This is a genomic window from Pseudomonas sp. Tn43 (genome assembly GCF_014192635.1).
Classification (GTDB): Bacteria; Pseudomonadota; Gammaproteobacteria; order Pseudomonadales; family Pseudomonadaceae; genus Aquipseudomonas.
In genome coordinates, this window is record NZ_JACHYG010000008.1 from 170287 (window position 1) to 183375 (window position 13089).

The following is a 13089-nucleotide window of genomic DNA, read 5'->3' on the forward strand; positions in this document are numbered from 1 at the left end:
CTGCTACTGAACCTGATAACCGCGACTGCTCAGGCAGTTGCCCTGGGCCTGTCGGTAGGCTTGCACCACCGACGGGGCCGGTTGATAGGTGACGGCGCGCGGATCGAAGCCGCTCTGCTCCACGGCCCAGCGATAGCATTCGTAACCGTCCCGACTGACCTCCTCCGGCGACTGGCCGTTGGCCGGATACGCCACCACGTCATAACCACTGCTCACCGGTTGCGGCTGCATGGGTGGCTCGACCACGACGTAATCCCGAGTGCTGTCCTGATAGGCGTAATACGCGCCGGCCGCCAGGAAAAACAGCGCACCGCCGATCCACACTTCACGCGCGTAATCGGGCAAGTAGCTGACTCGAATCCCGCGCGGCGGCTGCACAACCACGTAACGTGGGCCGTGGGGGCGATACCAATAACCACCGGAATAGAAATACTCCTGGCCGCGATACGGCACGCGGTAGCTGCGCTCCGGGAAGCGGTCGATCACATACCCCGGACGATACTGCGGGCCGGGGCCCCAGCCATTGCCGCGCCCATCCGGGCGACCTGGCCAGGGACGATCATCATGACGTGGGCCCTGTCCGCCAGTCTGCCAGTGCGGGTTGTCATCATTGCGCGGCTGCTCGTCCTGATAGTAGCCACGGCGGGGCTCCTGGGTCTGGTACACCGTATCGGGCCTGCCCTGGATCGGCAGATTGTGACCCTGCTGATCCGCTCCACGCTCGCCGCCATCGGGACCGCGATATTGCGGCTCATCGGCCAGCGATTGCGCAGTGACACTCACACACAGCAAACCAACACCGGCCAAACGCCAGATGCGCGACTTCATGCTTTTCCTCACTGGGGGTCAGGGCCTGTACGCAAGATGGGGAAAACGCAGGCCGGCTCTGAAACAGGTTATCAGTCGCGCAACTTATTTATTTAGGGGGCGCCCATAAATTCCGGGCAAGAAAAAGGGAGACCCGTCGGCCTCCCTTTGAGAACTTCGTCCGTGCTCGACGCTTATGACGTCGGCTCACCTCACGCCGTCTTCTGGACAGTGTGTAGCTCGGGGGCCGACACAACCCCGGTGGGGGTGGCGACCGCAGCTGGCCTGATTGGGCGAGCCGCACTGGACTGTTTGTCCGAGCAGTGATTCTGGTGATAAGAATAGGCCGGGCGCACCGGCAGAGGATTGCGAAGATTGCTCAAATAAACATCACTTGCGCAATTTTTAACTCAGGATAGATAATCCGCCGCAATAGTTATGACAAAGGCCTGATTGATGAGCAAACTCGACCGATACGACCTGAGCATTTTGGCGGAATTACAGCGTGATGCACGCATCTCCAATCAAGAGCTGGCCGAACGCATCGGCCTGTCGCCTTCGCCTTGCTCGCGGCGGGTCAAGCAGCTGGAAGACGACGGTTACATCACCCGCCAGGTCGCCTTGCTGGACCGCAAGATGCTCGGCCTGAGCCTGACAGCGTATGTGCTGATTGGCATGGACCGCCATACACCCGAGCGTTTCGAGAATTTCGAAGCCGCCATTCGCACCTTGCCGCAAGTACTGGAATGCAGTTTGGTGACGGGGATGGATGCGGACTATCAGCTCAAAGTGGTAGTGCCAGACATGGATCACTATCAGAAACTGCTGCTGGGGCATCTGACCCGGATTGAAGGGGTGACCAGCGTACGGTCGAGCTTTGTGTTGAACCAGGTGCTCAACAGTACCGAGTTGCCGCTGACGCATCTGCGCAGCTGAGAATGCCTTCGCGGGCAAGCCTCGCTCCTACAGGATTTGTGTCGGTCACGTTATTACAGTCGACACAAAACCCGTAGGAGCGAGGCTTGCCCGCGAAGAGGCCTGCACAGGCGACGAATAGCTGCGGCACACTGCCGCAGGTCAATGCCCCGCCAATTCCCCATGGCGTATACTCCAGCGCCTTTTAGCCCCACCTGCGCCGGAGATGTTCAATGGATCCTGCAGTATTCGAAGAGTGGATGATGACTGGACTGGTCAGCATCCTGATCATTTTCATGGGTTTCATCGTCTGGGATCTGGCGAAAAAATCCAAGGCCGGGCGCTTCGGCTCGTTCATTCTGTTCTTCGTACTGGGGCTGGGCGTGGCCGCGTTCGTGATCAAAAGCGTGGTCATCGGCATGATCGAATCCGGCACGCTATAAGCGCGCCGGCACTTCCTTCCACTGCCCCTGATCGAGCCCTTCGATCGACCAGTCACCGATTCTGACCCGCACCAGACGCAACGTCGGCAAGCCAACCGCCGCAGTCATGCGTCGTACCTGACGGTTGCGGCCTTCGCGAATCACCAGTTCCAGCCAACGGGTGGGCACGCTTTTACGAAAGCGCACTGGCGGGTTGCGCGGCCACAGTTGCGGCTCATCCAGTTGTCGCGCTTCGGCCGGTAACGTCATGCCATCGTTTAGCTCGACACCGTCGCGCAATCGTTGCAATTGCTCAGCGCTTGGTTCGCCTTCGACTTGAACCCAATAGGTCTTGGCCAGTTTGTGTTTCGGGTCGGCAATTCGTGCCTGAAGCTGGCCGTCGTTGGTCAGCAACAGCAAGCCTTCGCTGTCGCGGTCCAGCCGCCCTGCCGGGTAAATCCCCGGAATCTCGATGAAATCCTTGAGCGTTGCCCGCCCTTCGCCGTCGCTGAATTGCGTCAGCACATCGAAAGGCTTGTTGAACAGAATCAGCTTCGGCTCGGCCGGCGGCGCTTTGGCGACACGGCGCGGGGCTGAAGAGGATGGCGCAGGCTTCACGCCAGGGCGGCGGGAAACGGGACGTGGAGGACGAGACATGAGCAAAGGAACATCTAACGGTCAGGGCTGCTAATGCTAGTAGCCTGACCGTTAAATGACCATCGCAAATCAGCGGAACGGTGGTTCGTCGAAGCTGCGCAGTTTGCGCGAGTGCAGCGAGTTGAGCTCGGTGCGCAACAGGTCCACCGCTTCGATGCCGATCTTCAAGTGCTGGCTGACCGCGCGTTCATAGAAGGCGTTGGCCGAACCCGGCAGTTTGATTTCGCTGTGCAACGGCTTATCCGACACGCAGAGCAACGTGCCGTAGGGCACCCGCAAGCGGTAACCCTGGGCGGCGATGGTGCCACTTTCCATGTCCACCGCCACGGCGCGGGACAGATTGATCAGCGGACGTTCCTGCGCCCAGCGCAGTTCCCAGTTACGGTCGTCGTAGGTCAATACGGTGCCGGTACGCAGGCGCTTCTTCAATTCGTCGCCCTTCTCACCGGTGATGTTGGCCGCCGCTTGCTGCAATGCCATCTGCACTTCAGCCAGGGCCGGAATCGGAATATTCGGCGGCACGACCCGGTCGAGAATCCCGTCGCGGCGCATGTACGCGTGGGCCAGCACGTAGTCGCCAATGGTCTGCGACTGACGCAAGCCGCCGCAGTGACCAATCATCAGCCAGCAATGCGGACGCAGCACCGCCAGGTGGTCGGTGATGTTCTTGGCGTTGGACGGGCCGACACCGATGTTCACCAGGGTCACGCCATGGCCGTCGCTGGCGATCAGGTGATAGGCCGGCATCTGGTAACGATGCCAGACCACGCCGGCGGCGATCGCCGACGCTTCGCCGTGATCCATGTCCTTTTCGATGATCACATTGCCCGGCAACACCATGCGCACAAAACGCGGGTCGTTGCGCAGTTGCGCCAGACCATGAACGATGAACTGGTCGACGTAGCGATGATAGTTGGTCAGCAGAATCCACGGCTGCACATGCCGCCAGTCGCTGCCGGTGTAATGCACCAGTCGACGCAGGGAGAAATCCACCCGTGCGGCATCGAACAGGGCCAGTGGCAGCGGGTCGGTATTTTCCCAGTCGTACAAGCCATCGGCGATGCCATCAGTGGCGGCCGACAAATCCGTACTCGGGAACACTCGCGCCAGCACCGCCGCCGTAACGCCAGAACCGGCCAGTTCATCGCCCTGCTCGACCACGTACGGATAAGGAATGTTCTGCTGGCTGACGCCGACTTCCACGGTCACGGTGAAGTCGTGCATCAACGGGACGAGTTGTTCCAGCAGGTATTTGCGAAAAGCCCGGGGATGGGTGACGGTGACGCTGTAGGTTCCCGGCAATTGAACCTTGGCATAGGCGCGAGTGGTCTGTGGGACTTCGCCCTGGCAAAGGTAAGTCAGACGCAACTCGGGATAACGAAACAGAGCCCGCTGTTCAGCGTCCGGCTCGACGCGATCCTTGAGATAACGCTTGAGCGCCTGATTCAGCGCGGTGGTTGCACGTTCGTGCAAGGCAGCAAGCCGATCCACGGCTTGCTCGGCGGTTTGAACGACAATAAACGCTTCGGTCACGATCAGCTTCCTGTGTTCTGACTTGCAGGCCTTCATCTTGCCTGCATCATCGCTTCACGGGAACAGTGGCGTGTTGGCTGCACATCAATTCAGAGGTACAGATAAATCCTGTGGGAGCGGGCTTGCCCGCTCCCACAGGTCGTGTGGTGTTTGTGGTCAAAACCCTTGCGGGGTCGATCGGGCGACGATTGCTTCCACCTCCAGCCCGCGCGGCAACGTTCCATACACCCGACCCGTCGAACCGAGGCGGCTGACGATGAAGGCATCACTGACCGCCGCATTACCCGCTTCCAGCAACAGCTTGGCCTGAAGCCCCAAGGCGATGTCTTCAGTGAGCTGGCGGGCGCGGTATTGAATGTCGGCGGTGTCCTTGAACGCCGCCTGCAACTGGCTGATGTGCGCCGCCAGGCGTTTGTCGCCATGACCGTCGCCCAACTCGCTGAACAACACATCGAGCACACCCGGCTCTTTCGACAGCGCTCTCAGCACGTCGAGGCATTGCACGTTGCCGGAACCCTCCCACGTCGAATTGACCGGCGCCTCACGGTACAGCCGCGGCAGGATGCTTTCTTCGACATAACCGGCGCCGCCCATGCATTCGGCCGCTTCATTGATCATCGCGGGCGCGCGCTTGCAGATCCAGTACTTGCCCACCGCCGTCACCAGTCGGGCGAATTTCGCTTCCTGCCCCTCATCCAGATGATCCAGCGCCCGGCCCATGCGCAAGCTCAAGGCCAACGCCGCTTCGCTTTCCAGAGCCAGGTCGGCCAGCACGTTTTGCATCAAGGGTTGCTCGCTGAGCAATTTGCCACCGACCTTGCGGTGGGCGCAGTGGTGGCTGGCCTGGGTCAGGGCCTGGCGCATCAACGCACTGGAGCCGACCATGCAATCGAAACGGGTCATGGCGACCATTTCGATGATGGTTGGAACACCCCGGCCCTCTTCGCCAACCATCCAGGCCAGGGCGCCACGGAATTCCACCTCGCTGGAGGCATTGGACCAGTTGCCGAGTTTGTTCTTCAGCCGCTGGATGTAGAACTGATTGCGTGTGTCGTCCGGACGATGGCGCGGCAGCAGGAAACAGGTCAAGCCTTTGTCGGTCTGGGCTAGGGTCAGGAAAGCGTCGCACATCGGCGCCGAGCAGAACCACTTGTGACCCACCAGTTCATACGCTTGACCGGGCCCACTGGCGCCGACCGGATACGCCTTGGTGGTGTTGGCGCGCACGTCGGTACCGCCCTGCTTCTCGGTCATGGCCATACCGATGGTGACCCCGGCCTTGTGCGCCATGCCGACGTTGCGCGGGTCGTACTCGGTGGCGAGGATTTTCGGCAGCCAGTGTTTGGCCAGATCCGGTTGCAAGCGCATCGCCGGGACGCTGGCAAAGGTCATGGTCAGCGGGCAACCGCTGCCGGCTTCAGCCTGACTGTGCAAATAGGTCATGGACGCGCGGGCAACGTGGGCGCCCGGTTGCGGGTCGGTCCAGGGCAAGCCCGTCAGGCCATGCTCTACCGCCGTGCGCATCAATTCATGATAAGCCGGATGAAATTCCACCAGGTCGATGCGATGACCGTAACGGTCATGACTGACGAACACCGGTTTGTTCTGATTGGCGGCAAACCCCGCCTCCATCAGCGGCCCGCCGGCCAAGGCGCCGTAAGCATCGATCCGCGACTCGGCCCAACCGGCATCGAACCGCCGCGACCATTCCTGCAACGGCCGGTCGATGCGATAGAGGTTGGCGCCGTCCAGCGACGGCGGCTGATTGGTGACTTCGTGGGTTTCGGCGAACTGATGCAGGTTCATGACAGGGCTCCTTTGGTCAGCCAAGGGACTTTCAGTTAAGCACCGCCCCGAAGCTGAACAAAGTGGCATATCTGCCTAACTGTCGGCGCTTTCGCCTTGCCCCGGGCAGAGTACCCGTCGAGAGAGCGCCGTCTGCAAATCTTCGAATTTCACTGGTTTGTTCAGGTAGTCGACGAAGGTATCGCTCGGACGATAGGCCCGGTCTGCGCTCAGGCCAAGCATGAACACGGGTAATTCGGCACAACCTGGCAAGGCGCGGATCCGGCAGCAGATCGAGGCGCCGTCCAGTGGCGGCAGCTGACCATCGAGCAGCACCGCGTCAACGGCTTCATGCTGCAAATGATCGAGCGCCGCGGCGCCGCTGTCAGCGGTGCACACGCGGAACCCAAGTTTGAGCAACATGCCACGCATCACCAGCTGATTGATGCTGTTGTCATCGACCAGCAACACCGTGCAATCCTGAGGCACACGCAGATCGGTGGCTTGCGCGGTGATTGCAGGCGCAGGTTCCACCACCGGCAGCGGCAGCTCGAACTCCACGTCCAGTTGAAAGCGACTGCCGCGTCCCGGTTCCGAGCGATGACTCAGACGCCCGCCGAGCAACTCGACCAGTTGCCGACAAATGGCCAGGCCAACGCCCAGGCCACCGTATTCACGGGTCATTGAACCATCGAGCTGGAAGAAGCGCTGATACAGCGTTGCCTCCCCCAGATCGGTAAAGCCAATGCCGGTATCGATCACCGCAAAGGACAGCGCCAGCCGATCGGGCGCCACCGGTTTGCCCGTCACCCGCAGCGCCAATCCGCCGACCCGGGTGAATTTGATCGCGTTATCCAGCAGGCATTCCAGGCATTGCGTCAGCTTGCCGCTGTCGCCGTGCAAACGATCCGGCAACCCAGGCGTAACCTCCACCTTGAAGTCCAGCGACTTGCCCGATGCATTGCCATCGAACTGCAGGCGCAAGGCCTCGACCACACTGCGCAAACTGAAGGTGTCCGGATAGACCTTGAGCTTGCCGGCCTGCAACTCGGTCAGGGTCAGGATGCCGTTGACCATGCGCATCATGTCCCGCGCCGAACCGGCGGCCGTTTGCTGGTATTGCTCCAGCTCGGGATTCATCTCGACGGTCTGCATCAGTTCCAGCGAGCCAATCACACCGTTCATGGGCGTGCGCAGTTCATGGGTCAGAGTGGCGAGGAATTCGTCCTTGAGCTTGTTACTGTGGGCCAGTTGCTGGTTCAACACTTCGAGCTTCTGGCCAGCATCAAACAGGGTTTGCGCCTGTTGCTCACGCATGGCGTTGATGCGATCGGCCAGGGCCAGGGACAGCAGCGCCACTTCGATCGCCGAGCCGATCTGGCTGGCGTACATGGTCAGGAATACGTTAGGCAAATAACCCAGCACCATCAGGGTATTGACCACGCCTCCGAGCAGGAACGCCGACCAGGCAATGATGAAATACCGCGCGACCCGCAGGCCACGCCACCAGGCGAAAATCCCGGCGGCGAAAATCACCACGGTGAACACCAACGCCAGCAACGTCGCCAGACGCAGGGCCAGGGCGTAATGGGTCATCAAGGACAACCCGACCACCAGCGCACTGAACGCAATCAATGCCAGCAGCAAACGGTCGAGCCAGCGACTGTGGGTGGCCGTCTGCAAAAAGCTGCGGGCGAACTGGCTGCCGAATAATCCTGAACAGCCGATGAAGAACGGCGTCGCGGCGTTGGCCCACCAGGGATTGTCGGGCCAGAAATACTCAACGGCTGCGCCGTTCACCGACAGCTGATACAAGCCGAACGAGGCGATATAAACGATGTAATAGAGGTAGCTGGTGTCGCGCACGCTGAGGAAGATGAACAGGTTGTAGACCAGCATCCCCAGCAACACACCGTAAATCAGGCCCAGTACATAGAGCCGCACCGGCTGCTCTTCGAGGTAAGCGGTGCTCGACCACAACGTGACGGGCGCCTGAACCGAGCCTTGGCTTTGCAGACGCAAATACACGGTTTGCGCCTGCTCGGGCGCAAAATTCAGACCAAACAGATAGTTGTTCTGGCGGATCTCGCGAGTGGCGAACGGCAACGCATCGCCGGTCTGCCGGACCAATTGATACTCACCGCCCGTGTCGGGCACGTACAGATCCAGGTGATCGAGAGGCGGATAAGCCACTTCCAGCAACCAGGACCGTTGCGCCGACGGGTTGGTCGGGCGGTATTGCAGGTCAATTTTCAGCCAGAACGCAGAACGCGAATAACCGGCGTTGAGGGTGTTTTTATCATGAAGCTTGAATTGCCCGGCCGCCGCCTGCGCACGGACTTCGGCGATGGTCGCCTGACCGCCCGCGTCTTCATAAACCTGCATCGCTCGGCCCAGGGGAAGGCTCTGGGTAAACTCGTCGAACTCGACGGCGCTCGCCAGGAGAGGCAAGCACAACAGCAACATCAGCAAATAGCGCATTTAAGCCCCAGCGTGGCCTGTCCGGTTGTGTCAGGAAGCCCCCCATTCCTTTTGAGCAGACGTAAAACCGGTATTACCTGTGATTGGTTTGGATCCACTCTAGCATAGCCGTTGATGGCCATTGAACACCATTGAAATTTTTCCTGCGAAGGCTCTAGAACAAGCGTTCCAGCTCTATACATTGAGTTAGAGCTGTAGGCTTGGTCAGGTTGTGACAAGGGTACCCCTGCACACATCCCTCTGTAGCCGTTGCCGAAGGCTGCGTTCAACGGCGAAGCCGTTGCGAAATCAATCACCGCAGTGCATCAGGCTAACCGTGATCACAGGCTTGACGACCGCTACGCGGCCGAACGCAGCCTTCGGCAGCTGCTACAGGGACCGCGTCACGATTCACGGGCCGACACCCGAAAAAACATGTTTGGTGGTAAGCTCGCGCACCATGAATATCTACAGCTCTCGCCCCGTTGTCCTCTGCCTCTCCGGCCACGACCCAAGTGGTGGCGCCGGCTTGCAGGCAGATATCGAAGCCCTGCTCGCTCAAGGTTGTCATGCGGCTCCGGCCGTCACTGCCCTGACGGTGCAAGACACCGTCAATGTCACTGACTTCCGCGTGCTCGATCGCGAGTGGGTGTTGGCCCAAGCCAACGCCGTGCTCAACGACTCCGAAGTCGCCGCCGTCAAACTGGGCATGCTCGGTTCCCTGGAAATGGTCGACACCGTGGTCGAACTGCTCTCGGCGCACCCGCATTTGCCGGTGGTCTGCGACCCGGTGCTGCGCGCCGGCGGTGGCGGGCGACTGGGCAAGGATGAAGTCGGCTACGCCATGCGCGAACGCCTGTTGCCGCTATCAATCATTGCCACCCCAAACCTTCCCGAAGCTCGCATCCTCGCCGAACTGCCCGAAGGCACCGCGGACGAGTGCGCCGACAAACTTCTGCCGTTCGTCAAACACCTGCTGATCACCGGCGGTCATGGCGATGAACACGAAATACACAATCGCCTGTACAGCCGCGACGGTCACCGCGAAACCTTTACCTGCCAGCGCCTGCCCGGCAGCTACCATGGTTCCGGTTGCACGCTGGCCAGCGCCCTCGCCGGTCGACTGGCCCAGGGCGAACACCTCGCCAGTGCCGTAAAGAGCGCGCTTGACTACACTTGGCGCACCTTGCGTGATGCGGAGCAGCTGGGCAAAGGCCAGTTCGTGCCGCGCCGCTTGCCGCTGGATTTCTGTTCGTAACTTTCTATGCGTAAAGCGCAGAGGCTTGTCCGATGAAACTACGTGGCCTGTACGCCATTACCGACAGCCAGTTACTGGCCGGTAAATTTCTTTCGTACGTGGAGGCGGCGCTCGAAGGCGGCGTCACCCTGCTGCAATACCGCGACAAGAGCAGCGACGAGGCCCGCCGCCTGCGCGAAGCCGAAGCCCTGCGCGATCTGTGCGAACGCTACAAGACCCAGCTGATCATCAACGATGACGCCGAACTGGCGGCGCGCCTGAACGTCGGCGTGCACCTGGGCCAGACCGATGGCCCGCTGATGCCGGTTCGCGCACTGCTCGGTCGTCAGGCGATCATCGGTTCGACCTGCCACGCGCAACTCGAACTCGCCGAACAAGCCGCCAAAGAAGGCGCCAGTTACGTCGCCTTCGGTCGCTTCTTCAATTCCAATACCAAACCCGGCGCACCGGCCTGCAGCCTCGACCTGCTTGATCAGGCGCGCAGCAAACTGCACCTGCCAATCTGCGCGATCGGCGGCATCACGCTGGACAACGCTGCGCCGCTGGTGGCCCACGGGGTCGACTTGCTGGCGGTGGTGCACGGCCTGTTTGGCGCCGAGAGTACGGCTGAAGTGACACGCCGCGCCCGCGCCTTTAACGAATTGTTCAAATCCTGATTTTTTGAGAGCCCGATCATGTCTCGTTCCGAAACCCTGTTTGCCAATGCCCAGAAACACATTCCAGGAGGCGTGAACTCGCCTGTTCGTGCGTTCAAGAGTGTTGGCGGCACGCCGCTGTTCTTCAAACACGCTGAAGGTGCCTACGTCACCGACGAAGACGACAAGCGTTATGTCGATTACGTGGGATCCTGGGGGCCGATGATTCTCGGCCACAGCCATCCGGACGTGCTGGACGCGGTGCGCAAACAGCTGGAACACGGCCTGTCCTACGGCGCCCCGACCGCGATGGAAACCGAAATGGCCGATCTGGTCTGCTCGATCGTGCCGTCGATGGAAATGGTGCGCATGGTCAGCTCCGGCACCGAAGCGACCATGAGCGCCATTCGTCTGGCCCGTGGCTTTACCGGCCGTGACAGCATCATCAAATTCGAAGGCTGCTACCACGGCCACTCCGACAGCCTGCTGGTCAAGGCCGGCTCCGGCGCCCTGACCCAAGGTGTACCTAGCTCGGCCGGTGTACCGGCGGCGTTCGCCAAACACACCCTGACCCTGCCGTTCAACGACATCGATGCGGTAGCAACCCTGCTCGCCGAAGTCGGCCAGGACGTGGCCTGCATCATCGTCGAGCCCGTGGCCGGCAACATGAACTGCGTACCGCCGGCACCGGGCTTCCTTGAAGGCCTGCGGACCCTGTGCGACAAGCACGGCGTGGTGCTGATTTTCGACGAAGTGATGACCGGTTTCCGTGTCGCCCTCGGCGGCGCCCAAGCCCACTACGGCGTCACGCCGGACCTGAGCACCTTCGGCAAGATCATCGGTGGCGGTATGCCGGTGGGTTGCTTCGGCGGCAAACGCAAGATCATGGAGCGAATCGCACCGCTGGGGCCGGTCTACCAGGCCGGCACGTTGTCGGGTAACCCACTGGCGATGGCGGCGGGCCTGACCACGCTACGCCTGATCAGTCGTCCTGGTTTCCACGCCGAGCTGAGCGATTACACCAGCCGTTTGCTCGATGGCCTGCAACAGCGCGCCGACGCCGCTGGCATTCCGTTCGTGACCACTCAGGCCGGCGGCATGTTCGGCCTGTACTTCAGCGGCGCTGACGACATTGTGACCTTTGAGGATGTAATGGCCAGTGATGCCGGCCTGTTCGGGCGTTTCTTCCACCTGATGCTTGAAGGCGGCGTGTACTTGGCGCCAAGCGCCTTCGAAGCCGGTTTCACCTCGATCGCCCACGGCGAAACCGAGTTGAAACTGACGCTGGACGCCGCCGAGCGTGCGTTCGCCGCATTGAAATAAAGCTGTAACGCTGACGTTGGCCATTGCCAGCGTCAGCTTCCACCCGCATCCGCGCCCTTTTCCTGCTCTTCTGCCAATAATCCTCCGCAAAATGGGCGATATATTCCCCGCGCAGCAGAAAAACGAGTAAAGACTTTGTAAGGTTGGCCCTGCTTATTTCATAATGCGCGCTTATTGGATCCCCTCGATGGGTCCACGCGCCCTTCAGAGGTAAGTCGATTCCCATGAACCGCACCGGCCGCACCCTTGCATTGGGCTGCCTGTTGCTCCTTCAGCCCCTGCTCGCGCTCGCACAAGCAGGCGGCAACTCGTTGTTGATCCCGGCGATGGGTCGCTGCACCCTCAATACTCAGCCGCAAGACCTGACGCAAGCGCTCGCCGCCTGTCAGAAAGCGTCGGATGAAGGGGATGCGCAAGCGCAATACGAGTTGGGTGAATTCTATTACGACGGCAAAAACGCGCCGCGCGACCTCAATCAAGCCCTGAGCTACTTCGAAAAGGCCTCGCTGCAAGGCCACGCCCAGGCGCAATTCAAACTCGGCACCATGTTCTTCCGTGGCGAAGGCGTACCTGCCAATAACGTTCAGGCGTATATCGTGCTGAAAATGGCCGCGGTCAACGGTGCCGAAGAGGCGCTGGACACCGCCGATGAAGTCGCCGAAAAAATGCCCCGCGAAGACCTGGAAGTCGCTACCCAGGTGCTGGGGCAAATTTTCCGTAAATACCTCATGGAATTGCAGAGCGCCGATGGGCGTACGCCTTTCTCACCGCTACCTTGAATTCTGCGTTGGTCTTTCTGGCCTCTTCGCGGGCAAGCCTCGCTTCTACAAGGGCAGCGCTGCCCTTGTAGAAGCGAGGCTTGCCCGCGAAGGGAGCGACCCGGTCTCGAAGACTACTTCTCAGGCATCGGCATCGGAAACGGCATGACATTGCCGACCGCGCCGCGGGCTTCGCTGATTTTTGGGGTGCCGAGGCGCTCGACTTCGTCGATGCGCACAATCGAATGCATTGGCACGAAACTGCGTACAACGCCTTCGAATTGAGCCTTGAGCTTCTCTTCGCTCGGATCGACGACCACTTGCGTGCGCTCGCCAAAGACGAACTCTTCCACTTCCAGGAAGCCCCACAGATCACTTTGATAGATCTGCTTGGCATACATCTCGTACACCTGGCCCTGATTGAGGAAAATCACCTTGTAGATTGGAGCTTCACGTTTGGTCATGGTGGGCGGATAACATCGGGGGTCAAAATGAGGGCGCGAACTATAGCATAGCCACCGGACGCGCAACGGTAG

At 60.5% G+C, this 13089-nt stretch carries 12 protein-coding genes; 6 read left to right on the forward strand and 6 right to left on the reverse strand.

Annotated features, from left to right (window positions below; genetic code table 11):
• Positions 1–3: 3 nt before the first annotated feature.
• Positions 4–828 (reverse strand): DUF6515 family protein, encoded by an 825-nt coding sequence (locus FHW68_RS20970; RefSeq protein WP_183682852.1) that lies wholly within the window; start codon positions 826–828, stop codon positions 4–6.
• Between the two features lie 435 nt (positions 829–1263).
• On the opposite strand from FHW68_RS20970, the gene FHW68_RS20975 reads away from it, so the two are divergent.
• Positions 1264–1743 carry an Lrp/AsnC family transcriptional regulator gene (locus FHW68_RS20975; protein ID WP_007894448.1) on the forward strand — a complete coding sequence of 160 codons (480 nt, stop codon included), beginning with the start codon at positions 1264–1266 and terminating at the stop codon, positions 1741–1743.
• Positions 1744–1955: 212 nt separating this feature from the next.
• Positions 1956–2165 carry a DUF2788 domain-containing protein gene (locus FHW68_RS20980; protein ID WP_056855782.1) on the forward strand — a complete coding sequence of 70 codons (210 nt, stop codon included), beginning with the start codon at positions 1956–1958 and terminating at the stop codon, positions 2163–2165.
• On the opposite strand, the gene FHW68_RS20985 is transcribed toward FHW68_RS20980, so the two are convergent.
• From FHW68_RS20985 to FHW68_RS21000, 4 genes are all read right to left on the reverse strand, one after another.
• Positions 2160–2801 carry a pseudouridine synthase gene (locus FHW68_RS20985; protein ID WP_095633893.1) on the reverse strand — a complete coding sequence of 214 codons (642 nt, stop codon included), beginning with the start codon at positions 2799–2801 and terminating at the stop codon, positions 2160–2162. The two genes, FHW68_RS20980 and FHW68_RS20985, sit on opposite strands and share 6 nt — an antisense overlap.
• Positions 2802–2870: 69 nt before the next feature.
• Complete coding sequence (gene amn / locus FHW68_RS20990; RefSeq protein ID WP_168185117.1) at positions 2871–4370, reverse strand: AMP nucleosidase; 1500 nt, start codon at positions 4368–4370, stop codon at positions 2871–2873.
• A 120-nt stretch (positions 4371–4490) separates the two neighbouring features.
• Positions 4491–6140 carry an acyl-CoA dehydrogenase family protein gene (locus tag FHW68_RS20995; RefSeq protein WP_183682855.1) on the reverse strand — a complete coding sequence of 550 codons (1650 nt, stop codon included), beginning with the start codon at positions 6138–6140 and terminating at the stop codon, positions 4491–4493.
• Positions 6141–6215: 75 nt separating this feature from the next.
• Positions 6216–8600 carry a hybrid sensor histidine kinase/response regulator gene (locus FHW68_RS21000; RefSeq protein ID WP_095633895.1) on the reverse strand — a complete coding sequence of 795 codons (2385 nt, stop codon included), beginning with the start codon at positions 8598–8600 and terminating at the stop codon, positions 6216–6218.
• 439 nt (positions 8601–9039) lie between these two features.
• On the opposite strand from FHW68_RS21000, the gene FHW68_RS21005 reads away from it, so the two are divergent.
• The 4 genes from FHW68_RS21005 to FHW68_RS21020 all read left to right on the forward strand — a co-directional run bounded on the left by FHW68_RS21005 (position 9040) and on the right by FHW68_RS21020 (position 12574).
• Positions 9040–9837: a hydroxymethylpyrimidine/phosphomethylpyrimidine kinase gene (locus FHW68_RS21005; RefSeq protein ID WP_095633896.1), complete on the forward strand. Its 798-nt coding sequence runs from the start codon at positions 9040–9042 to the stop codon at positions 9835–9837.
• A 32-nt stretch (positions 9838–9869) separates the two neighbouring features.
• Positions 9870–10493: a thiamine phosphate synthase gene (gene thiE, locus FHW68_RS21010; RefSeq protein ID WP_183682858.1), complete on the forward strand. Its 624-nt coding sequence runs from the start codon at positions 9870–9872 to the stop codon at positions 10491–10493.
• 18 nt (positions 10494–10511) lie between these two features.
• Entirely contained in the window at positions 10512–11795 is a 1284-nt protein-coding gene (gene hemL, locus FHW68_RS21015; protein WP_183682861.1) for a glutamate-1-semialdehyde 2,1-aminomutase, read from the forward strand.
• A 224-nt stretch (positions 11796–12019) separates the two neighbouring features.
• Entirely contained in the window at positions 12020–12574 is a 555-nt protein-coding gene (locus tag FHW68_RS21020; RefSeq protein WP_095633899.1) for a tetratricopeptide repeat protein, read from the forward strand.
• A 113-nt stretch (positions 12575–12687) separates the two neighbouring features.
• Here FHW68_RS21020 and FHW68_RS21025 read toward each other — a convergent pair whose 3' ends face one another.
• Positions 12688–13017, reverse strand: coding sequence for a DUF1820 family protein (locus FHW68_RS21025; RefSeq protein ID WP_007894425.1), 330 nt, complete (start codon positions 13015–13017; stop codon positions 12688–12690).
• Between the last annotated feature and the right edge of the window lie 72 nt (positions 13018–13089).